Annotated in this window: 18 protein-coding genes and 2 pseudogenes; 2 read left to right on the top strand and 18 right to left on the bottom strand. The window is 40.3% G+C overall.

From position 1 onward, the window contains the following. Nucleotides 1–182: 182 nt before the first annotated feature. From EKC99_RS09485 to EKC99_RS09430, 12 genes and pseudogenes are all read right to left on the bottom strand, one after another. The gene (locus EKC99_RS09485; RefSeq protein WP_163151633.1) at nt 183–821 is read right to left on the bottom strand and encodes a hypothetical protein; all 639 of its coding nucleotides are present in this window, start codon (nt 819–821) and stop codon (nt 183–185) included. A 93-nt stretch (nt 822–914) separates the two neighbouring features. Continuing rightward, nucleotides 915–2,318: a S41 family peptidase gene (locus tag EKC99_RS09480; RefSeq protein ID WP_163151632.1), complete on the bottom strand. Its 1,404-nt coding sequence runs from the start codon at nt 2,316–2,318 to the stop codon at nt 915–917. 21 nt (nt 2,319–2,339) lie between these two features. After that, nucleotides 2,340–2,714, bottom strand: a complete 375-nt coding sequence (locus tag EKC99_RS09475) for a hypothetical protein (RefSeq protein WP_163151631.1) — start codon at nt 2,712–2,714, stop codon at nt 2,340–2,342. Nucleotides 2,715–2,785: 71 nt separating this feature from the next. Beyond that, nucleotides 2,786–5,095: a hypothetical protein gene (locus tag EKC99_RS09470; RefSeq protein WP_163151630.1), complete on the bottom strand. Its 2,310-nt coding sequence runs from the start codon at nt 5,093–5,095 to the stop codon at nt 2,786–2,788. Between the two features lie 225 nt (nt 5,096–5,320). Beyond that, the gene (locus tag EKC99_RS09465; protein ID WP_163151629.1) at nt 5,321–8,737 is read right to left on the bottom strand and encodes an S-layer homology domain-containing protein; all 3,417 of its coding nucleotides are present in this window, start codon (nt 8,735–8,737) and stop codon (nt 5,321–5,323) included. Nucleotides 8,738–9,012: 275 nt separating this feature from the next. Beyond that, the gene (locus EKC99_RS09460; RefSeq protein WP_163151628.1) at nt 9,013–9,906 is read right to left on the bottom strand and encodes a hypothetical protein; all 894 of its coding nucleotides are present in this window, start codon (nt 9,904–9,906) and stop codon (nt 9,013–9,015) included. Nucleotides 9,907–10,041: 135 nt separating this feature from the next. Beyond that, nucleotides 10,042–10,752: a hypothetical protein gene (locus tag EKC99_RS09455; RefSeq protein ID WP_163151627.1), complete on the bottom strand. Its 711-nt coding sequence runs from the start codon at nt 10,750–10,752 to the stop codon at nt 10,042–10,044. A gap of 144 nt (nt 10,753–10,896) precedes the next feature. After that, nucleotides 10,897–12,471 carry a hypothetical protein gene (locus EKC99_RS09450; protein WP_163151626.1) on the bottom strand — a complete coding sequence of 525 codons (1,575 nt, stop codon included), beginning with the start codon at nt 12,469–12,471 and terminating at the stop codon, nt 10,897–10,899. Then, nucleotides 12,471–12,782 (bottom strand): hypothetical protein, encoded by a 312-nt coding sequence (locus EKC99_RS09445; protein ID WP_163151624.1) that lies wholly within the window; start codon nt 12,780–12,782, stop codon nt 12,471–12,473. Before EKC99_RS09445 ends, EKC99_RS09450 begins: the two co-directional genes overlap by 1 nt. Before the next feature lie 59 nt (nt 12,783–12,841). Next, nucleotides 12,842–13,381 (bottom strand): hypothetical protein, encoded by a 540-nt coding sequence (locus tag EKC99_RS09440; protein ID WP_163151622.1) that lies wholly within the window; start codon nt 13,379–13,381, stop codon nt 12,842–12,844. Between the two features lie 64 nt (nt 13,382–13,445). Continuing rightward, nucleotides 13,446–13,613 (bottom strand): hypothetical protein, encoded by a 168-nt coding sequence (locus tag EKC99_RS09435; RefSeq protein ID WP_020424582.1) that lies wholly within the window; start codon nt 13,611–13,613, stop codon nt 13,446–13,448. A 304-nt stretch (nt 13,614–13,917) separates the two neighbouring features. Then, nucleotides 13,918–14,284, bottom strand: a pseudogene (locus EKC99_RS09430) (DUF4351 domain-containing protein); the annotation flags it as partial. Nucleotides 14,285–14,665: 381 nt separating this feature from the next. Between EKC99_RS09430 and EKC99_RS09425 the strand changes: the two are divergent. Both EKC99_RS09425 and EKC99_RS09420 read left to right on the top strand, forming a co-directional pair. Next, complete coding sequence (locus EKC99_RS09425; protein WP_240468840.1) at nt 14,666–14,974, top strand: transposase; 309 nt, start codon at nt 14,666–14,668, stop codon at nt 14,972–14,974. Nucleotides 14,975–14,979: 5 nt separating this feature from the next. After that, nucleotides 14,980–15,831: pseudogene (locus EKC99_RS09420) on the top strand (IS3 family transposase); the annotation flags it as partial. 48 nt (nt 15,832–15,879) lie between these two features. Here the strand turns inward: EKC99_RS09420 and EKC99_RS09415 are convergent. From EKC99_RS09415 to EKC99_RS09390, 6 genes are all read right to left on the bottom strand, one after another. After that, nucleotides 15,880–16,230, bottom strand: coding sequence for a site-specific integrase (locus tag EKC99_RS09415; protein ID WP_163151618.1), 351 nt, complete (start codon nt 16,228–16,230; stop codon nt 15,880–15,882). A 71-nt stretch (nt 16,231–16,301) separates the two neighbouring features. Then, nucleotides 16,302–16,466, bottom strand: a complete 165-nt coding sequence (locus tag EKC99_RS09410; protein ID WP_163151616.1) for a hypothetical protein — start codon at nt 16,464–16,466, stop codon at nt 16,302–16,304. 169 nt (nt 16,467–16,635) lie between these two features. Then, the gene (locus tag EKC99_RS09405) at nt 16,636–16,938 is read right to left on the bottom strand and encodes a hypothetical protein (RefSeq protein WP_163151614.1); all 303 of its coding nucleotides are present in this window, start codon (nt 16,936–16,938) and stop codon (nt 16,636–16,638) included. 14 nt (nt 16,939–16,952) lie between these two features. Further along, nucleotides 16,953–17,399: a JAB domain-containing protein gene (locus tag EKC99_RS09400; protein WP_163151612.1), complete on the bottom strand. Its 447-nt coding sequence runs from the start codon at nt 17,397–17,399 to the stop codon at nt 16,953–16,955. Nucleotides 17,400–17,598: 199 nt separating this feature from the next. Continuing rightward, nucleotides 17,599–19,122 (bottom strand): glycosyltransferase family 2 protein, encoded by a 1,524-nt coding sequence (locus EKC99_RS09395; RefSeq protein ID WP_163151610.1) that lies wholly within the window; start codon nt 19,120–19,122, stop codon nt 17,599–17,601. Nucleotides 19,123–19,203: 81 nt separating this feature from the next. Then, nucleotides 19,204–21,717: a beta strand repeat-containing protein gene (locus tag EKC99_RS09390; RefSeq protein ID WP_163151608.1), complete on the bottom strand. Its 2,514-nt coding sequence runs from the start codon at nt 21,715–21,717 to the stop codon at nt 19,204–19,206. Between the last annotated feature and the right edge of the window lie 484 nt (nt 21,718–22,201).

The raw sequence follows: 22,201 nt of genomic DNA, 5'->3' as shown, positions 1-22,201 counted from the left end.
CACGTTGTACATTTGGATTTTTTTGAAGTATGTTTATCTCTTTAGATGAAAAAGTTATTTTACTCATATTGTCCCCTACCCCCCATATTCTTAAATTCAAGTATATAAAAATACCTGTAGGTTGAACACTCTTTTTTTCGAGTGTCCTACCTACAGGTACCATTTTAAACTCTCATCCTCTTTTAAAATGTAACTTTTTGAGAAATTACCTCGTCCCCGCCTTTTGTTTCTACAATGGCTTCTGTGACTTCTTCATTTACAATCTTCGCCACTTCAAATTCACCATTTTCTCCAACAGCTTGTTCAAACGTTTGTGATCCAATTTTTACAACAACAGCCGTTGCTTTTGATTCTTCTGGCAGTTTGCCTGTAATTTTATAAGCATATGTACCTGCTAGAAATTCTACTTTTTTTGCTTCTGTAATGTTCATTTTTCCACCCACCTGTTGATTTGGTTTCTGATCCTTTGGTTTTGTTGTTTGTTCATTTGTTGGTTTCTGCTCATTCGCTTGCACGTTTTTATCACCAACTGTCATATTCGCTACCTTCTCCCCATTGCGAATCGCAGAAAGATAAATCGTTTTCCCTTTGTACTCCTCTGCAAGCTTTTTCGCTTGCGACTGCATCATCGCCATGACTTCTTTATCTGATTTTTTCTCATCGACAATGACTTCAGCAACGACATCATTTCCTTCTTGCTTCACACGTACTTCTTCCTTTACCCCAGCCTCCTTTTGTCCCTCTTGATGATTGACATAGTAAAACAAACTAGTCGCAAGCACCACGAGTAAAAAGATGAGCCACTTGCCTTTTTTATTCATATGAATTCCTCCATATCCACGTTCATACGACATTATTATATCACTAACATATATACAAAAAAAAGACTCTATTAAGCGCAGGCCTAATAGAGTTTACTTCACACGTACAATGATTTCATAACCTTTCTTCATTACTTTTCCATTTTTACTTTTTGCCTGTGGATGAATGTAAAGGGCGTACGTATGCAACATCTGCAACGGTTCAGCTAGTCGCAATTTTACTTGTTTTTCAGATATGACTTCATAAGTCAACGGAATTTCTTCGCCACCGAGTTCAACAAATTGGAACATTTCATTTTGTAAAGTTTGGGAATTGATCGGAGCCGAAAACGTAACAACGAGTTCTGTTGTTCCTGCTGTTTTCTCTAACTCTTTTAACTTTTTATATACATATTTTTGCCGAAGGGCATCATGATGAGCACGAATAAGCTCTTCTCCTTCCGCTGTTACAATATGGGGAGGCACTCCCACCTGATTGATCTTCTGACCTTTTGGTGAGAAAAACTCCGCAATTGTTAGCTTCAATACGTCCGATTCATCTGGATGATCCCAGTCGATTGTAAAGATTTGTTGCATCGTTCCTTTTCCAAACGTTGTCTGACCATATAACGTCGCTGCATGGTAATCACGTAGCGCTGCGGCGACCATTTCCGAAGCACTTGCACTAAACTCATTTATTAAAAGTGAAACCGGTTTGTGAAACTGCACAGGTTGTGTAATTGGATCAAGCATTTCTTGTTCATCTCTCGCCTGAATGAACGTTGCATGCGGAATATTCTGGAATAATCCGAGTACCTTTAAAGCCGTGTCAATATATCCACCGCCATTATAACGGAGATCAACAATGTATCCATTCACATTTCCGAGCTCGACAATCGCTTTTTGCATATCGCTTGCCGCTTGTTCATCGAAACTCAATAGAGCAATATAACCGATATTTCCTCCCAATTTTTTATGAAACACTGTCGGGATATCTATCGTTTGACGACGTGTAATGACCGTCACATATTCATTTATACTCGGACGATACACCGATAAACGAACGTACGTCCCTTCTTCACCTTGTAAGTAAGTAATCGCTTCTTCAAGCGGAACGCCTTTTAATGAATAAGCGTCTACTTGTACGATGATATCTCCCACTTGTAAGCCGGCTTGTTTGGCGTCGCTACCATCCAATATATCAACCACTCGCAAACCAAGCTCGTCTTCCTCTACGAATATTCCAACGCCTGAAACACTTGGAGAAATAGAATCCAAAAACTCTTTCCATTCTTCGTATGTCATATATTGCGAATATGGATCAAGCTTGTCGATCGTTGCTTGAATCGTCTGTTGTTGAAGCACTTCCGGTTCAACTTGTTTATAATAATAGTTCTCAATAAAAAAACGGACCCGTTCTAACTTTTCTTCTTCACTCAACGTTTGAGCAAATGTTAGTGATGGGATGGTTAGGAACAGGCAAAGAAAAATAACTACACGCGACACAAAACGTTTCATACTCTCCTCTTCCTTCTTCTATTATTCCACTTCTACAACTTCTAACCATTCATCCCATGGGAATGGCACTGAATTTCCGAATCGATCAAAAAACGGAACAGACGGCATCGTATCAGCTGTCACAGGCACCCCTTGTAACTTATGAAACACAAAATCATTTAAATTAGCAATTCGTCCATCTAAAACGATATATACCCGATCAAATCCTACATCGTTAATTAAATCAAGAACATGTTGCTTTGTGTTGGCTTGCAAAAGATCATCGATCGAGTAATACTTTCCTTCTTGTCCTTTCACAATGTAAAATCCTTCTGGAACCGTTGTCTCAGCACGAGGATGCAAAGGTATAGCAAAAATCATGGCCAATATACATACAAATATCAATCGCTTCATCATAAACCTCTCCTCATATTGAAGAAAGAGGGGAAGAGATCCTCCTCCCCTTCATATTCATATTTGTTTCGCTATCAATCTTGTGCATTCAAGAATGGTAGCCATTCATTATACAAGTAATCATAAGTTTGAGACAAGTCCTCTTCCGTAGCATCTGGGTTCGTAAGCATGCTTTCAGCAGTCGTTAACCAATTACGCAACGTTATTGTTTCATTCGATTGAGCTAACTCTGGATGCTCGTTCAAATATTGCCCAATCTCAGTAACGAGCTCACTCAATCGTTCACGTATATCCCATCTGTCTCCCCCAGTATATCCCGCTTCACGCAATACAGTTGGAATATCTCGAGAAAGTGTGTTGATCGGGCGAATACTAATGTTCTGACCATTATTTGAAACGACCATTTCAAATACAGTCCAGTATAAGTCTTCCATTGTACCGTTTGTCGGTACAGTAAACTCATAATTCGCTGCTGTTGCGTTCCCTGTAAACACTTGCACCTTCGAGCCAGACAATGTTAGAGGGTGTTCTTCAGAATAGTTGTGAACAATAAATGTGTACGTACCATCAACTAGCTTACGGACTGTTGTTGTTTCAGGTCCATATGATTGAGTATCATCCCAATCAAGGTCAACGTAAATAATCCCATTGTATACATATATTTTATCCGCAAACCATGTGTGGAACTTTCCACCATCAGGAGTCGGTCCAACAAGATGAGAATCGACATCCCGTGGTTTTTCATTCCATGTTAACATCACTTTTAATTCGCTAGTTCCTGCAGCACGAATCGCTGTTTCGTTTTGATTTGTATTATATGAGTCTGTTGGTGCAACCGCAATCATATACGTTGTCACAAAACCAGCCCCAGAAATTTCTCCTGTGTACGTTCCAGGGTCTAACGCAACGGAATAGTATCCATGCTGATCAGTCGTTACTTCCTTAACGACCGCACCTGTTCTTGCATCTGTCCCTCTGCGGAATTTAATTGTTATTCCTTCGATTCCTGCTCCATAAACATCTGTAATATACCCCTCAAAACCTGTTTGCAACAATACCGTTGTTGTCTTTGGAGTTCCTGACAATTTTGATGTTTGGGCAGAAGGAGCAACTGTAATCTCAAGAATCTTGTTCATATTATCCGGCGTTAATGGAATTGGCTCATACATGATACGACCCCTATATTGATCGTACTCTAAGTTTTCTAATTGGATCGGCATACCATTTAATTTTGCCGTAATCGAAAAATCTTCGATTGTTAAGCCTGCTAGATAACTAGAAAGATGAACTTGAATCATACCTTGTGTCGCTCGTATCGCTTGAAGCGTCGCCTGCCCGGTAGAAGAGTAGCTCTCGCTTACAATTTCATTTCCAATTCGTACAGAACCATTGATTTGCAAAACAAGATTACTTGGGCGGGTCGATAATTGAACATCTTCTGCACGAATAGTCGCAGTGTCAATGGCTCCATTCCCTGTAATAGCCGCAATCGCATGTAACACTAACGTTTCAATGCTCGTTTCATCCGTTAAATGAATACGAACATTTGCGGCACGAGAATTAACCGTTTCGAAACTTCCTGCAAGTTCTAGCTGAACATTCGGATCAGAGGATTGAACTGTTTCTCTTACTATAACATTTGTAAAACCTGGTGAGTCACCCGTCAATCCCATCTCCTTTACGATTGCATATGACTCCAGCTGCAAATCGACAACTTTCGTAGCCCCCTCGGCAACAATGCGCACTTTTCCATCATTTTTGTTGACAATAACGGTCATCAAAACAGAGTCGCGGAAGTAAACACTATTTTCCCCGCCACCTTTAACAATCGTTTGTCCGTCAACAGTCACACCTTGAAGCGTCACTTCACCTTGCCCAACGTCTTCACCAATTGTTAAGTTGCCTGTAATGTGAACATTGCGAAGGGTAACTCCACTGCTATTTACTGTCACGTTCCCTTGAATAATCTCTTTCCCCTCACTTGGACCATATACGCCACTCGAAGCAATAACAGTCGGCACAGTAACAGTAGACGGAGCAAAAACAACTCTGCCTAGTCGATCAACGAATGATACGCGTGGCATCGTATCAGCTGTGACAGGTACCCCTTGTAACTTATGAAACACAAAATCATTTAAATTCGCAATTCGTCCATCTGAAACGATATATACCCGATCCAATCCTACATCGTTAATTAAATCAATAACATGTTGCTTTGTATCCGCTTGAAAGAGATCATCGATAGAGTAATACGCTCCTTCTTGTCCTTTCACAATGTAAAATCCTTCTGGAACCGTTGTCTCAGCATGGGTCTGAAACGGCATCATAAACATAATAAGAAATGCAAACAAAAGTGCACTTTGAGACAATACTTTCTTCACCATTCTCCCCCTGTTCTTAATGGAAGTAGTTTTTAATTTAAGAGTAAAAGTTAACTAGATGAAAACACCTCCATGATTGACATTTTATACCCTACAAGTTAATATATATAATATCATTCATGTTTTTGTCTACCATTTTTTCATATATAAACATGAAATGATTTGCTATTCCACCATTAAAAATAAAAAAATAGAGAGCCGAATCAACTCGACTCTCTACGTTCATACTTATTGACCTAATTTTGCAATCGCTGCATCAATCGCTGCGTTAATTTGCGCTAATGTGCTGAATGCTGGGCTTACAGCGCCATCTTGGTTAAATGGCAATGCATTTTTGAAGTGCTCTGCAATGTCTAATTGATCTGCATAGCTGTAGCTGTTAAATGGCGCATAGTCATAAGCTGCTAAAGCATCGCGCACTTCCACGATCGTGCTTCCTGATGTTAAGCCGTTAACAAGCGCAAGTTTGTCTGCATGCGTTGCAATGGCAGTTTGGAGTGCATCTTTCACAGCTGCTACATCTGCAAATGGCTCTTCTTTAGCATTTAATACAAGCTGTGCCACTTCTAATCGTACAGCGCTTGTCAGCGTCAAGTATGCATTTGCGTTGTAGCCTGGGTCAACCTCTTTCGCTTTGTTTACGAAATCAACGAGCGCTGTGCGCAATGTCGTTGCGTTGCTTGCACTATTTACGACAACAACTTGGTTAATGAGATCTACAGCTTTTTGTAGGCTTGCTACGTTTGCAGTAGCTGCGCTGTTTAGTAATTCAACATCCGCCAAGTAAGCAAGCTTGTTCGCTGCAAGCACATTCGTTAAACCAAGGTATTTGTCTTGAAGCAATGCAAGTAATGCATTCGCATTTTCAACGTCTGTTTTTTCTGCGTCTGCTGTGAAGCCAGCGACGTTATCCAGACGTGTTTGAATCGCATCAGCATTTGCTGTTTCGATCGCCCCTTTAATTGTCGCTACATTATATGATGGTGTAGGTGTAGCTAATGCTTCCATATAATCAACGACAAAGTCTGGGTTGACGATCGCATAATCAAACGTATCTTTATCATTTACAACGAGCGCTAAACGTTGCAATAAGCCAAGGAATGCTGCACGATCTTCTGGTTTTTCTGAATCAAGCGTGTTTTCACCATCGCTATCTACCGCTGCGTTGATATCATCAAGCGCTGCTGTTAATTGTGCGTCATTTACATCGGATACGAACGCACCTACTTTTTCAACTGTGTTAAATGCTGTATCTTTGTTTTCCGTTGCGTTAAAGGCATCGAAGTACTCTGCTTTTAAGTTCGCGTTTAATCCTTCTACTTCTAACGCTTGAACAGCTGTAAACAATTGGTCAGCATTTGTTGCATTCACAACAGCAAGCAATTTCGCTACAACCGCTAAACGCTCAGCAAGCGCTGCTTTCGGCTGTGGTGCACCTTCTTCTGTGCTATCCGGCGCAACGAAGTTTAACGCGCTAACCGCTGCATTGTAGTTTGCTGTTGTTACGTTTCCTTCCGCTACAGCAACTTTCTCTTCTGCTTTCGTTAAGTTGACTGTATCAATTGCCTCTTGAAGCGCTTGTTTTGTTGTGATGTCTGCTTTTACTTGACCAGCTTCAAAGATCGCAGCTTTATATTCATTAATGTATGCATCGTTAACACGCTCAAAGTTCGCTTGTAAAATGTTGTAAATTTCTACGTCGTTAATCGCTGTATTTAACGATTGTTTTAACTCTGCAAATTGTGCTGCTGCTAATTTTGCATCGTTAATGTTTTTCACAAACTCGATGACTTCAGCAACTGTTTTAAAGCCACCTACTGGTTTCTCCGCTGTGAAGTAATCGGCTAAGTTGTTGTATACCGCAACGTTTTCAAACAACTCATGTTGAAGCGCATTCCAAAGTTGAATTTGCGTCGTCGCTCCGTTTACTGCTGCCACAGCCCCATCAACTGCTGCAAAGTCAAGTGCTGTGTTTACTGTTGACTTCACGTCGCCGACTTTCACTTCAACCACATAGTTGCCGCTAACAAGCGTACGAACGTCAAATGTCGCTTCTACATGCTCGCCGTCGAGGTCGACTTCTTGTGTAAGCTCTGCATTTTGTTTTAAGTTGCCGTCTTGGTCATATCCAAAAATCGATACAGTTGCTTTCGTCAACTCGCCAGCGTTTTTCACTGTTGCTGTTACAGTTGTCGTTTTTGCTTTTACGTTCGTTTCCGCTTTTGTATATAAAACCGCTAAGTCTGTGCGGGCATCTACTTCAATTGTCGCTTCTTTTTTCGTTTCACCTAATTGAACAGCGTAAACGATCGTTTGTTTTTCATATGTCGCTTCCACAACTGGTACAGCGATCACTACTTTGCCATCCACAACAGTAAATGCATTCGCATCTAATTGTAACGCTTCGTCATTTTTCGTTACAACAATGCCTTCTGGAACGCTATCGACAGCTTTGCTTAATGTCACTGTTAACTGACCGTTTGTCGCTTCGACTCCTGTCACAGTCGGCGCTACAGCTTTCACAACGACTTTCACTGTCGCTTTTAATTCTGTTCCTTCAACTGTACCTGTAAGCACATACTCCCCTGGTTGGCTCATATCTTTTGCTTCCCAAGCCACTGCTTTTTGTGCTTTTGCGCCGTTTGTCATTGTCACTTCCACTGTGTTTGGAAGGTTGATTGTTTCCCCTTCGTTCACAACGACGTCGGCTACTGGGCTAATCGTTTGCACTTTTGGTGTCACAACAGGCACATCAACTTTTGCTTTTTCTGCTGTTTGCCCTTTAAATGCGATTTGATAAGACTTACCTTCTTCTAATTTTGTTTTCGTTTTAATGACGATGATTGTCACTTTGTTTTGTGACGCTGCCGCAGCTTTCACCGTTACAGACTCGATTTCGACACCGTCAATCGCGAAGTCTGCTGGATTAATGTTTTTCAATTCGCCATTAAACGCAATTTCTAATGTATATTCATCAACAAAAGAAACTCCTGCAATATTCGCTGCTGTTACTTCCTCTTGCTGCTCTTTAACACTTAACGCACGAATGACAAAAGATGCAAATTGACCGCGTGTAACATTTGCTTTCGGGCTAAATTGTGTATTTTTCGTTACACCGTTTGCCTCTAAAATTTGAATGTACTCACGAGCCCAACCTGCTGCTTTATCAAGGTCTGTGATGTTTGTTGTGAAATCAGCTGGCTTTGTTAACTTAAACGCTTCGACAACTACTTTTGCCATTTGTTCGCGTGTCATGTTTGCTTTCGGATTGAAGTTGCCTCTCTCATCACCTGTCATAACGCCTGCAGCACGAACGATCGCCACCGCCTCAACAAGCTCTTTGTTCGCTGCTGGCACATCCGCAAAGCTTGGCGCATTCTCAGGAGCTTGGAAACCTGCATCTTTTAAAATACGTGAAAAAATGATAGCCGCCTCTCCACGAGTAAGGGATTTATTCGGCTTAAATGTGCCGTCTGCATATCCCTTTATGTACCCTTTCTCTACTAACGCAGCAATGTCATCCGCATGAACGCTACCAGCTACATCTGTAAACGCTGCCGCAAATGCTGGCGTTACTGCTGATGCTACAACTGCTGCTGATACAGTCCCTGCTACAAATTTACGGAAGTTTTGGTTGTAAGCCATACTACTGATTCCTCCTGTTCCCGTTGTCGGCCTTTGGATTTCCAAAAGCACGTAGAAACTTTTTTAATAATGTTTTACATTTCTAATACTATCACCCTATCAAAAAAGAATAAATGCAATATTTATAACTATAGAGGAAGATAAAAGAGGAATTACATCTACAAAACCTTCTTAGTAAAATTATTCGTTTCATAGAAAATTAAAATATGAAAGTTATTTTTTATAAAAAATAGAAAAGGCACAATAAAAAAAGTGTTGCCCATTCGCAACACTTATCAATCACCATTTTTTTGAAATGTCAATATATCATCTGCTACTCTTTTTGCTACATACTGTATAGATGGCTTTTGATCGACATCCCTGCAAAGCATACCATCTTCAGCAATCGCTCCCCATACAGCTTCATTTGTTCTCCTCTCTCTCACAAACGTGTCAATCGCTTGCGCCACAGCTTGGCATCCGCGATGAAACGGCTTCGTCTCGTACAAATGCTCAGCCACTTCTCGTTTTTCTTCATGAGACAAAGAATGATAAAGTGAAAAAGGAAGCGCATCTAGCGCAACAACTAAAGAATCGATGGAGGAAACACACGCAAGTTGACGCACATTTTCTTCTATCTCCACCGCCCGTTCACGAACATAAGCGAGAAGAACATCAAGTGGCAAATGCCGTTTCTCTTCAAGCTCACGGATAATTGCACGACGTCCATCTTTTCCTAAATTTAAAAAGATCGGATCCGCTTTCTCCATGATGGGTACAAGCCACTGTTGGTCGTTTTCTTCTCCCACATGTTTTTCGTGTAGTTGCTGCTCTATCGTTCGTTTTAACGGCGATGGAGGAAGCGTTGTTAATATCGCCTGTAATCGTTCAATGTCTTTTTTTGTTTTTACGCTATCTACTTTTTTTGCTACATCATATAACTGCTTCAGCCAACGAATGCGAATGAGCAATTCCTCTCGTTCGTCGTCCATATAAAAAAGCATACATGTTTGCATATGGAGAAATGTTAGCGTCTCTTCATCACGTATCGTCGATTGTTCCAATGTAGCTAATTTCTCCTCTATTTGTCTATATCGAATATGGTCATCCAGTACATGAACAGTTGTCACCCGTAAAGTCGAAGGAGCCACCCATGAACACTGACTTTTATTCGCGACCGTATACGTCATTTTCCTCACTCCTTTTCACCCTCATTATAGTACGAACCATACAAGGGGAAAAGCAACAAATTTCACCACGACACACGGGAAAACGCTATTCATTTCGTCACACGAAGGAAAAACAAGGCAGGACGAATTTGATGCTTACCATCTCTTTCTTTCTTTTTGAATATTCTTTAAAATTTCAGGGGTAACAGGAACGTTGCTGGATTTTCCGAAAAAGAAACATCGTTCAGCAAGATAGTTTTGTCCGTATAATCTAATATATTCTTCTTTTTCCAAAAGATAAAAATAACCTTTCTTTTTGGCGATATGCGCAGCGAATTCCGTCGCTTCCTCCTTTTCTAAATCACTCGGATCATCAGCACCTAATAAAACGACTAACAATCCCCGTCTAAACGTATAAGTTTTCATTTCTATAAACCGCTCACGATTCGTCATTTCAACCGAATGGAAACTATTTGAATCGAACGTATGATTTTTTTCTTTTTTTGTTGTAAACCAAGGAATAAACTCCCCCCGAGGGCAAATAAATAAAACGCGTACTCCATTAACATCCCAAATAATCCCTTCCTGTTCAAGCGCCTGCCCGACAAAGATCGACAACTGCTCAGCATAAGCGTTTTTCCAACTCGTTTTCCCTTGTCTTTTACGTTCCTGCGCAAACTGTTCTCTCGTCATAAATCCTACTTTCAATGCCAACTCATCCAACTCTTCGCCCTCCGTATGACACCATCCATGTTTATAACGCTTGCTCGGTTGGGCACAGCGCGAATCACCGTCATGTTCGTAAAATACCGAAATTCCATTAGTCACACTCGGGAAAGCTAAATATCTTACAATAACCATTCCCATTCCCCTCATCCTCCTTTCATTCATCACCATGAGATTTTTCAACAAAAACAAGCAAACCCCTGCAAGGAACATAAAAAAATAGAGAGCCGATCAATGACTCTCTATCTCTATCAAACTTCAAGGCAGGACAGTGTGTGGCCATACTCACCACTCTAGTAGCTGTTGCACTTTTCTTTCAGAAGCGTATCCGTTATGAAGAAACACTGCAGGTATCCCCGCGCCGTACAATCGAACATTTTCTTTTCCGAAAATGCTAATTACCCGCTCGCATAAACTTTTCAATTCGTTGCTCAGTTTATACTTTTCCCACTGTTGTCGATCAAGCCATTTGTCTGGTAAACCTTGTTGAAAATTAACTATCGAACATTTCACTGAACCGTCTCTTTTCCGCGCCGACAAAATCGTGCGATAAATGAAATCATCTTCTGGAAGTGAATAGCCGAACAACACAATATGTTTCGCATGTTCAAGCGCCACTTTCATATCTCGCTGAATTTCCTCTAAAAAAGGGGCATATTCCTCTTTTAATTGCGTCTGCATGACGATCGCTGTATGATGCGACTCTGTCATTTGTCCGCAATGTGCGCATTGCATGCCGTCAAAAACCCCTTTTTGACGAGCGTGTTTCTCTTGTTCTGACCGCGATCGGAAAGAAGACAACGACGGCAAAATCATCGGTGGAAATAACGTTTTAGAGTAAATGTTCCACTCATCCCCTAAATACACCGTCAATTTACCGCAATTCGGACATTCGCGAAATCCGTAACATCCATGTGGAAAATAAAATTTTCCAATCCGAACTCTTCTTCCTGAATTATATTCCAGATCGTTTAAACGTTGGACAACTGTTTCGTTAAATGGAAACCACGGCGACGGGTCGTTTCCATCAATTCGCCGCACCGCCATGAAATGTGCCAAATCATGAAATAGTTTTAAGCGATTGCCGAAACGATCAACACGAGGTGCTTTTTTTCGTTCATTTAGCTCGCGGTGAGCATTAAAAAGGAACCATAAAAACAATGGATCCCAGTTCATACTAATGACCGCATAACTGAACAAATAAAACTCCCGATCCATTAGAGAAATGCCGCGCCTTACTCTTTCCTCGCCTTCCCTCTGCATCCGCTCCCCTAGAATCATCGCAAAGTCGACATACGGTTTTATTTTTTCTTTATGGTGACTTAACAAACAATAATAGTCTATCGCATGGATGACACTAATTAACATATTTAATGTACGGCGCGCAACAATGAGCTCCTCCGGACGAATAAAACGCCCACCCACCACAAATCCTTGTCCACTCCTAATGTGAAGATCAATTAAGTTGTAAACATCTTGCAAAGAGAAACGCCCCTCAAAGACGCCTGGACAACGCTTCATCACTTCGCAAGTCACTTTCCAGTCGTACAACCGCTGCAGTTCACGAGCTCGTTCTTCACTAAAACGTAAAATGCTCATCGCTTCTTTTTCATTTCCTTCTTCCCCTAACAAAACGAGCAACGCCGCCAACTCTAACCGAACTTGTTCATTTACATCAGGAAATTGCTTTCTTACCCGTTCTTTTACACATACTTTTTGCCTTTCATGAACTGTTGCCAAACGAAAGATCACTTGAGCAAGTTGATCGGTTGTCTTCATTCCTAAACTCGCTGTCGCCCCAGCACCCCAAAACATCACCGTATGTGCCCAAAACGGTTGAAACGATTTTAACCGCCTCATTAACAAAACTCCAATCCAATAACGTATAAACCATCTTTCCTTTTTTCTAGATGTACGATCACTTCTTTCCCCTGTTCGTACGCCTTAAACAAATAAGGAAACAAACGGTCATTTAAAATCTTTACATTGTTCCATTCTTTTAACTTTTTGATCTTTTTCCCCGAAAACCCGACCGGAACTTTACGTTTCTCCCCGTCATCACTGAAACATCCGTCTAAAAACACATCGTTGCACACGCGTAATAGCGCACGCTGTTCATCACGGACAATTCCGATCCGCTCTACCGTTACTTTTGTTTTTATCTTCCCCAATATACTCCATCCTTTCCACATAATCTTTTTTTCCAACCAATCATTCGACAAGTTTCGTCTCAATTCCTTCTTAAACGAGTGGTGACAGGAACTTTTCTGTTATTTTCCAACGATAACGAATAAACATCCCCTGCCCGAACAGTAAAACGAACGTCTTTTAATGACCGACCTATTTTTACAAATGCTCCGTAACGATATTGAAGCGTAGGCGAAGACAAATACGATTGAATTCTTTCTAAATCATCCTCATCCGAATGGGGAGGAGTATGCCACTTTTTCACTTCGATCACAAGCAAGTTGTCTTGCGTCCCACGTCGATGGACAATAATATCCGGGAACACTCTTCTTCCTCTTCGTTCGTCATTATCGTAAATCTGCTTCACATTCCCGCAATCTCGATTGTATTCCACATCCACATCCCATTCGTAAAATACCACGCTTAAATGAACTGCCAATCGATGTACGATCGACCGTTCATGTGCATCATGATCCATTAGTCTCACATCATAATAGTACAATCGACGGATAGCATTTTTTAAACGATTTTCAACAACAGATTGTGTCATTTTCAAACGACTGACTTTCTTCATCTGATCCATCCTTATCCCCCCGTCTTTCACTCACTTAACTAATAAGAGCGAGGTTCGGAAATGAATAAATTCTTTATTTCTCTTTTCTTACACCCTTGAACGGAGTATTACTTGACGTTTTTACGTCCATAAAACGACCATCTTCGCCACGTTTCACCCATGAATCCGTCTTTGGATTATACACTTGAGAACGATTCTTTACAGCGCCGATTCTGTAATTTTCTCCTGTATTCTTAGCCAATGACAATCATCCCTCTCTTCTCCGAACCTCGCTTCGAACAAGCGATTCGACAGAAAACGAGAAAATCCCCCCCATATATTCAAAGGTATTTTTCGACAAATTTCGCAGGTATAGCGAACATTTCGATATCAGCAACTTATCCACATCCGCCGGCGACTGAACACGCCGCTCTTTGTATAACACATTCCCTTCCCGAACGAGCTTTACACTGACGATGTTGATGCACTTTGCTGGTTGCATCTGACTTCCTCTTAAAATGAAAATCACCTCAATTCCTTAAGAGGAACGTGGGTGTGACAGGCACCTAGCCCTTCAATTTCTCAGTTTCCTCCATCGGGAGTTCGGTTAATTCGTGGATTGTTTGTACATCGTATCCTTTGCCTAGCATTTCTTTCGCGATATTTCGTTTCTCGTTTTTCTCATATGAAATCATTAATTCCAACACTTGTTCTTTTTCTTTCGTTTCCATTTCATTCACCTCGCTTCGTAATTTTTGTTCTTCTTCCTCAGACAGTTTCACATATGTTTCAAAAAAGCCGATTAACAATCGTTGCTTTGCTTCGTCTAGTTCCATTCTCACAATCATGCGTAAAAATTGTTTTTTTAATTCTACTCGTTCACTTTTCAATATACCCCATTTTGCTTAACAACGCAGCGGCAATTGGATTGTCGTGGCACGTGGGCGGTGAAGTGATAACGATGGCAAAATCATCGGCGGAAACAGCGTCTTGGAATAAATGCCCCATACACCGTCAATTTTCCACAGTTCGGACACTCGCGAAATCCGTAACACCCATGTCGACAATTCCTATACACTCTACAATCACTTTTTGTTTTTAGTTTTAACACTGCATCCAACTCCCCTACTAATAAAAGTTTCATAGTACCATTCGACAAATACAGCTATGATCCTTCATCACTTTCTAAATTATAACTAAAATGAAAAAGTAAGACAATAAACAATTACTCGGGGTGAAGTGAGCCTTTAAAAGTAGACATGTATAAATCGGGAAAAAGATGTTCATACAGAAGACTGGAAGGAGCCAATGAACATGTCGAAAAAACAAAGAACTTATAAAAGCTATTCTCCAGCATTGAAGCTGGAAGCCGTTCAAAGAGCCTTGGTGGGAGAGAGCGTCAAAGTCATTGCACATCATCTTGAAATTACAGATCCTGACTATATTTATAAATGGATAGATCAGTATGAAATGTATGGGGAAGTAGGGCTAAAACGAAAAGTTAGAAATCACCCTGAAATGGACAAGGATTTCATCATACGACAACTAGAGATGGAGAATGAACTGTTAAAAAAGTATCTGCAAATTTTAAAAAGGGAGGGAAAACAGCGAAGTTCAAAGTAGTAGACGAGCTCAAAACAAAATATCCAGTCGTTAAAATATGTGAGAAACTACAGATTTCAAAATCCGGTTACTATAAATACTTAAAAACAACGGGCAAGAAGAAAAAAGAATCTAAGAAAGACAAACAATTAAAAGCATATATTTCTTTGATTTTCCATGAACACAAAGGGAGATATGGATATCGAAAAATTCACGCATTGTTAAACAATCAATATCAACTACATGTAAGTGAAAAAGTTGTACGTCGACTACTGAGAGAATTAGGATTACAACGTCAATCTCGCATGAAACGAAAACAACCTGTCAAAGTGAAAAAAACAACTTCAGCTGGATATATTTATGAAAATCTATTAAAAAGAAACTTTTCCACGACACGTTTGAATGAAAAATGGGTCACAGATGTCACAGAAATTTCCTTAGAAGATAAAAAACTATTTGTTTCTGCCGTTATGGATTTACACAACAATGAAATTATCGGGCATCAGATTTCATCAACACACGATGTTCAACTTGTGGAAGATTCCCTATTATATGCATTAGAAATCAGACACATTAAGGATTCTTTAATTCTTCATTCAGATCAAGGAATGCCTTATCAATCAACAAGATGGAAAATGCTGATGGATACATTTTCGATTACACCAAGCATGTCGAGAAAAGGGAATGTGCTTGATAACGCATGCATAGAAAGCTTTTTCTCCTATCTCAAAACAGAGATAGATCAGGATTTGCAACATGCGAAAAGTGTGGAAGAGGCAACACAGCTTATCCATGATTACATTCGCTATTACAACCACCAACGCATACAAGGTGTTCTTCATTATCAAACACCAGTTCAATATGGAAAGGCTACTTAAAAACGAGCGCAAAGAAATCAAAGCTGTTTTGCCCTGATCCCTTCGGGGTTAACGGAATTTATATTGTCTACTTTTAGGATCGCAATGCACAATGTGAATGCGATCGCGCTTTAGTTGAATGTAGCTGTCGCTTACAATCCCCTTCTTCTGCAGGAAGTCATTGTACACTTTTAAACTCGTAATCTTTTTGTTGATTGTCGCAATGGCATATTCGTTGTCTATTAAATATTGCTTATAACGGACGAACGTAAAACGAGAAAGCGGCTGACTCGTATCAACCGCCTTTTCGATCAAGTATGCATGAAACTTTGCGACATCTCCGACATACGACTCCATCGTCTTTGGCGATTTTCCTTCTTCCATGAGCCATTGTTTAAACGACGTAAGTAATTCCTGCAATAGAAGCCCCCCTTAAAACGCAAAAAACCATTGATGACTCATTCACCAATGGCTGTTACTTTTTGATGATGTCAATGATCGTTTTCACCGCACATACATTGCACGATCGTTCGCACAAAAACGAACACGGTAACACTTTCATCATTCATTCCTCCTCTTATTGCCCTTCGTTCATCCACTGTTTGACGATTTCTGTAGCGACGGCAACCGCCACCGTTGCGACAACTTTTTCCCACATGTTTCGTCACCCCCTTTTCGTCCAACTCACGACAGTTATATCATAATGTCATGAGTTTTTTCGTACTGAAATCGTAGAGATTCTTTGTCACTCATCGAATCTGTCTTGCATGGTTGACATTCATTTCGTTTTGTCGTGAAATTGCCGAAAGAAATGTCATGAGTTCATCACGACACGTACAAATGCGCACGGATGCGCTTGCCGTCTTTGATCCATACTTCGTACAATCTTTCCCGCGTTTCTTCCGAAACAACCAAACCAGCGATCCACTCATGCCCTTTTGGATCGACGTACATTAGAGCCTCAAAAAGCATCGGATTCGGTAGTTTTTCTAGTTGCTCTTCAGGCACAAGATTGTTGTCCAACTCTTCGTGATAGAATTCATACGCTTCATAGCCCACCTCGTCAATGTTGACTGCCACGTTGAACGTTCTTTTCATTGTCCTTACAAACCAATCCATGTGTAACATCTTCTCGTCTCCTCTCAAATATATCCTTTTTCTTTCAGCGACAAATATCGTTCAGGGCAAACAATCAAATGGTCTAGTACATCAATGCCAATCACCCTTCCCGCCTCTACTAATCGTTTCGTTACTTCAATGTCTTCTCTCGACGGCTCGCAATGACCGCTGGGATGATTATGGGCGACGATGATGGAAGCCGAGTTGGAGAGAATGGCAGCCTTCATCACCTCCCTCGGATGCACGATGCTAGCGTTCAGACTTCCGACATGGCAAACGTTGATGGCAGTCGGCTGGTTTTTCGTGTCAAGGCAGACAACGACAAACTTCTCACGGTCGGCTTCCACAAGAAACGGCTTCAGCAGCTTGTACGCGTCTTCCGGCGACTTGATTTGACGCTCCCTGTACAGCACGCTAGACTCACGAACGAGCTTCAGGCTCACAATGTTGACACGTTTTGCTGGTTGCATCTGACTCCCTCCTAAAACAAAAATCGCCCCCATTCCCCGAAAGGAATGGAGGCGTTCAAAAGTATAATATATGTTTCAAATGTTGATTGATGCGGAAAAAGAAACAGAGAGCCGTTCATGGCTCTCTGTGTTGATTAATCTTCGGGCGTGACAGGCACCTATCCCCTAATAAAAAGTCATATTCTCTACAGACTCTCGCTTATTTATAAATATAGCTTAAAGACACTTTGCTTTCTTTCTCACTAGATATTGCAGTAGCTGTTGTGCTCATCGCGTCTAAGTTCAAATTTTGACGTTGTCCTTCTATAAAATCAATTTGTTTTTTTATCTGCTCTTTAAGCGGACAGATCTGATAAACATTTTTATATATTTTGTTTGCTGCGCTTAAATGACCGACCAAACGTGCCACGTCAGCTATACCTATATCTGCCAAATAATCTCTAATTTCGGTATTAGGAGATACAACTCCCTTTTTAAAAGTATTGAATCCTTCTTTCGACTTGATAAATAGCTGTTCAGCTTCTCTATATAGCTGTAAAGCTTGTTCAATTTTAATTTGCGCTAAGTAATATAAAGCGTCTGGAAAATTAGGGTCTATATCTAAAGCTTTTTTGCAATACGCTATAGCTGTATCGTACTGCTTCTTCAACATGAAAGCTCTGATTAAATTCATCAACAACTCTAACTCTCTGCCGAACGGAACTTGCTTGTTGCATAATTCCTCTGCTTTTTGTAGAATCGGTATGGCTTCATCCACTTTTCCTAACGATAATGTTTCACGACCGTAAAATAACCACCATAACGGATTTTCTTTATCTTCATCAACCATTTCTTTCAAGAGCGCTACATTTCGTTCAAGCTTCTTCTTATCTTTCATGATTGCAGGATCATAACCATCATGGAATACTCTAATTTTAACATCTTTTTTCATGAATTTTCCGTGATACATTCTTCCATCTTCTAACACAATTTGTTCGTGAATTTTCCCCCAATAGCGAAGCCCTCGATTCATTGGGAACATTCTCGCCATATCATAGTTAATGGATCTTCTTCCATTTATGATGTTTTCTTGTCCTATTCTTAAAAGAGGAATATAATCCTCATATGACTGACTAAATATAGCGGCGATTTCCCGAACCGAGTTTATATCCTCACTATTCAAATACTCGTCCGCATCAATCCATAACACCCAATCACTATTTATATGTTTCAATCCAGCATTTCTAGCTGCTGCAAAGTCATTTACCCATTCAAACTCTACAATCTTGACAGAAGGGAAGCTTTTAACGATATTCATTGTATTGTCAGTCGAACCTGTATCAATAACAACAACCTCATCTACTGCAGGTAAAATGCTCGTGATACATCTTTCAATACATCTTTCTTCGTTTTTTACTAAAATGGCTGCTGCGACAGTCACTTTCGGAAGTTTTAGTAAGTCGGCAATTTCTTCTGAAAAATTGCTCTGTTTTGCACTGTAGTCTAGTTTTTTTATTGCATCAATCCATCCACCTTGCGGATCTAATAATTCAGCTCTCTCAAAAACTTTTTTTGCTTCATGTTTAAAGTTTAAATGATACAATGATTCGCCCAAAAAAACCCACGCTTGAGGACTGAACGGGAATTTCTTCAACAAAGACAACGAACGTTCTTTCGCTGTCGTGTAGCGCCGATTCAAAAGATCTTCCTTTACCATTTCCAAATGATTAGTTAAATAATCCATACAAACTCACCTTTATTTTCAGTGTATAGTATAAAAGCCAACCTCTTTTGGTTGGCTTTTATACTGTCATTTACATTTTTATTAGAACGAACCTGAAGTTGTTCCTGTTGTACCAGAAGTTACAGCATTTCCAGCAACATCAGTCACTGTAGTCGCTGCAGTAAATACACCTGATGGTGCTGTTGTACCTGTGCCTACACCACTATTCACAGTAACAGTAACTGTTGTACCGTCTGCACTTAATGCAACTGTTCCAACAACTCCCGATAACGAACCTGAAGCAAATCCACCGATTCCACCAGAAGTGTTAAAGAAAGTAGCTAAAGAAACCCCAGTTACTGAACCGCCAGCTGTTAAACCAGTAACTCCTAAGCTAGAAGCCGCAACAGCTTCGCTGAATACGATTGTAATTGTATCTCCTGCATCAAATGAGCCACTTGTTGCTCCACTACCATTTGCGAATGTTACAGATGAAACTGTTGGTGCAATTTTATCAACAACGATACTATAAGCTGTTGAAGCTGGTGATGTGTTATTCGCTTTATCTTTTACAGTAGCTGTAACATTCACAGCACCGCTTAATGATGCTAATGTTGTTCCAGATACAGTAACATTAGCATAACCGTTAGTAATATCATTTGAAGTCAATGTATATGGTGTGCCACTAGCAATGCTAAGAGTTATTAGATCTCCCGCTGTTGCACCAGTACCAGTTAGGTCAACTTTGAATGTTTGAGCCGTTCCAACTTCAGTAGCGTTTAATTTATTATCAGCAAATGCAGATCCTACACCTGAAACAGTCGGTGCATTCGGAGCAGTCTGATCAAATACTACCGGTACAGCCACAGTTCCTACTACGTTAGAACCTTGGTAAAGCTTAAAGATTACTGATGCAGTAGAATTTTCTGCTAATACATCTGCTGGTTCTAAAGTTTGACCATCTGCATTTAACGGTAAGTTAACTGGGTCAGAAGTGAATACTTTAACAGTACCGATTACGTTACTGCCATCTTTCACATCAAAGTTTTTGTTAGTTCCGTTATATGCAAGAGTAAATGTTTTGTCCCCACTCTTAACTTCGATTAAGTCAGAGATAGATTGTTGGCTATAGAAAGTAGGGTATGCAGTTTCAGCACCAACAAGTTTCACATTGTCAGATGTGTCAGTTTGTCCAGAGTTCACATAAATTTTCGCACCAGATTTAACTGACAATGTACCGATAGATGGTGTTGAATCAACCACAGTCACGTCAAAAGTAGCACGTACGATGTTACCTTCTTTAACTGTGATAGTAGCAGTACCTGCTTTCTTACCAGTAACTAAAATGTCTTTTTGAGCATCGATAGCTACAGTAGCTACATCAGCGTTTGAGCTTTCTACTTTGTATGTTGTAGAACCGTCAGTGCTTAACTCTCCTTGGTTGAAGATTTTAGCTACTACACCATTTTTGTCTTTACCGATGAACTCTAACTTCACAGTGTCATCAGATGGATTGTAAACATCTAATTTAGCATCGTTAGACTCAGGAGAGTCAGAAGCTACACGAATTGCATAAGATGTAACTGTGTCTTCAGCTTTGAAGAAAGATACTGGTATCGTACCGATACCATCTTTTGTAGCATCGCTAGAAGTTGAAAGTTTTACAGTATCCGTACCAGTTACAGCGTTTGGAGCTGCAGCTAGAGTGATTGTAGTTTCACCTTTTGCATCTGTGCTAACAGGTGTTGTTGTAATTGTTACAACAGCGTCAGTGCCAGTTTTACCTGGGTGAGCATATAAGAAACCACTAGCTTTGAATGGGTCACCATATTGGTCTTTCACTGTTACTTTAACCGTTTTAGAAGAATCAGTTGTAGATAAAGTTACCGCTTCTGCAGTTGCAGTTGTTGCCTTACGAGCAGCTTCTTTAACTGTAACAGTTTTCTCGAATTTAGCACCGCTTTGTAAAGTTACAGTAACTTTAGCAGTACCTTCAGAGATAGGAGTAAGTACTACTTTATCATTAGTAGCATCGTATGCAGCAGTTAACACAGTAACATTAGAAGATTCGACAGATTTTACTTGGTCAGTGCTGTTTGCTCCCCAACCTACAGTGTCAGGACTAGTCTCTTTTGTTGCATCTAATACCGTACCATCGTTTTTCACTGCTTTTGTCGGTACTAACTCAATCGAATCTCCTACTACAGCTGTATTAACAACAACACCGCTAGAAAGTTTTAATTGAGCATCAGTTACTTCCTTATAGTCGTCCGCGTCAACAACTGTTACTTGATACTCAGTAGTTAAGTTAACACCTTGAGATTCAGATTTAACTGTTGCTACTACAGTAATTTTGTTACCTTTAGCAGGTAATTTTGTTACATCTTTTAAAGTACCATCTGCATTGAACGCACCTTTGCTGTCAGCAAATGTGACTGTTAAGTCTTCAGGAAGTTTCGCTAGATCGATTTCGTTGCCATCTTTGTCTTTATAGCTTAAAGCTAACTTGAATTCAGATTTGTATTTATCTGTAATATCGCTTGCTTCAAGAATTGTAGTGTTAATCGCACAAAAGCAACCCCATTTTCTTCCACAAACATCATTTTCAAATCCCAACGGACTCAAGGAATCGGCAAAGTGCCATCACTTGTTGCATAGTTGCTGCAGACAGAAAAACGAGAAAGTTTCCGCATACATACGAAATCCATACAGAAAAAATGCTGACAAAATCCATAGAAAAAAGTTGCAGACATGCTTTTTTGGGCAGCACAGGATGTTGCTCCAACGACTTTCCGATCCATGGACATACAATCAAAACAAAACAAAGACCCTCGAGCCTTTTCAATAAAAACAGACCATCCCCCATTCCCCTTTCCTCTCCCCCAACTCATGAGTCTCACTTGCCGATGACACACAAGAAATCCCCCATGTCCCCCATCTCCCCCATTCCAATCATCATCACATGAAAACATGATGTCACATTGCACTTGTTTTCTAAAAAGTAAAGATGTTGTCCAACCTTCCATCAATCGAATGGATGTCACACTCAACATTATGTATGTTCCATCATGTCTTTGCTCCTCATGATGAGCGGAATAAG

This window comes from Anoxybacillus sp. MB8, from assembly GCF_011006755.1.
Taxonomy (GTDB): Bacteria; Bacillota; Bacilli; order Bacillales; family Anoxybacillaceae; genus Anoxybacillus; species Anoxybacillus gonensis.
The sequence above is the reverse complement of the archived record's forward strand: the minus strand, read 5'-3'. Positions and strand labels throughout refer to the sequence as shown.

Excerpts from the sequence above, each read along its gene's own strand:
- EKC99_RS09485 (WP_163151633.1), bottom strand. The coding sequence starts at position 821 with ATGAATAAAAAAGGCAAGTGGCTCATCTTTTTACTCGTGGTGCTTGCG.
- EKC99_RS09480 (WP_163151632.1), bottom strand. The coding sequence starts at position 2,318 with ATGAAACGTTTTGTGTCGCGTGTAGTTATTTTTCTTTGCCTGTTCCTA.
- EKC99_RS09475 (WP_163151631.1), bottom strand. The coding sequence starts at position 2,714 with ATGATGAAGCGATTGATATTTGTATGTATATTGGCCATGATTTTTGCT.
- EKC99_RS09470 (WP_163151630.1), bottom strand. The coding sequence starts at position 5,095 with ATGGTGAAGAAAGTATTGTCTCAAAGTGCACTTTTGTTTGCATTTCTT.
- EKC99_RS09465 (WP_163151629.1), bottom strand. The coding sequence starts at position 8,737 with ATGGCTTACAACCAAAACTTCCGTAAATTTGTAGCAGGGACTGTATCA.
- EKC99_RS09460 (WP_163151628.1), bottom strand. The coding sequence starts at position 9,906 with ATGACGTATACGGTCGCGAATAAAAGTCAGTGTTCATGGGTGGCTCCT.
- EKC99_RS09455 (WP_163151627.1), bottom strand. The coding sequence starts at position 10,752 with ATGGGAATGGTTATTGTAAGATATTTAGCTTTCCCGAGTGTGACTAAT.
- EKC99_RS09450 (WP_163151626.1), bottom strand. The coding sequence starts at position 12,471 with ATGAGGCGGTTAAAATCGTTTCAACCGTTTTGGGCACATACGGTGATG.
- EKC99_RS09440 (WP_163151622.1), bottom strand. The coding sequence starts at position 13,381 with ATGGATCAGATGAAGAAAGTCAGTCGTTTGAAAATGACACAATCTGTT.
- EKC99_RS09425 (WP_240468840.1), top strand. The coding sequence starts at position 14,666 with ATGTCGAAAAAACAAAGAACTTATAAAAGCTATTCTCCAGCATTGAAG.
- EKC99_RS09405 (WP_163151614.1), bottom strand. The coding sequence starts at position 16,938 with ATGTTACACATGGATTGGTTTGTAAGGACAATGAAAAGAACGTTCAAC.
- EKC99_RS09400 (WP_163151612.1), bottom strand. The coding sequence starts at position 17,399 with ATGCAACCAGCAAAACGTGTCAACATTGTGAGCCTGAAGCTCGTTCGT.
- EKC99_RS09395 (WP_163151610.1), bottom strand. The coding sequence starts at position 19,122 with ATGGATTATTTAACTAATCATTTGGAAATGGTAAAGGAAGATCTTTTG.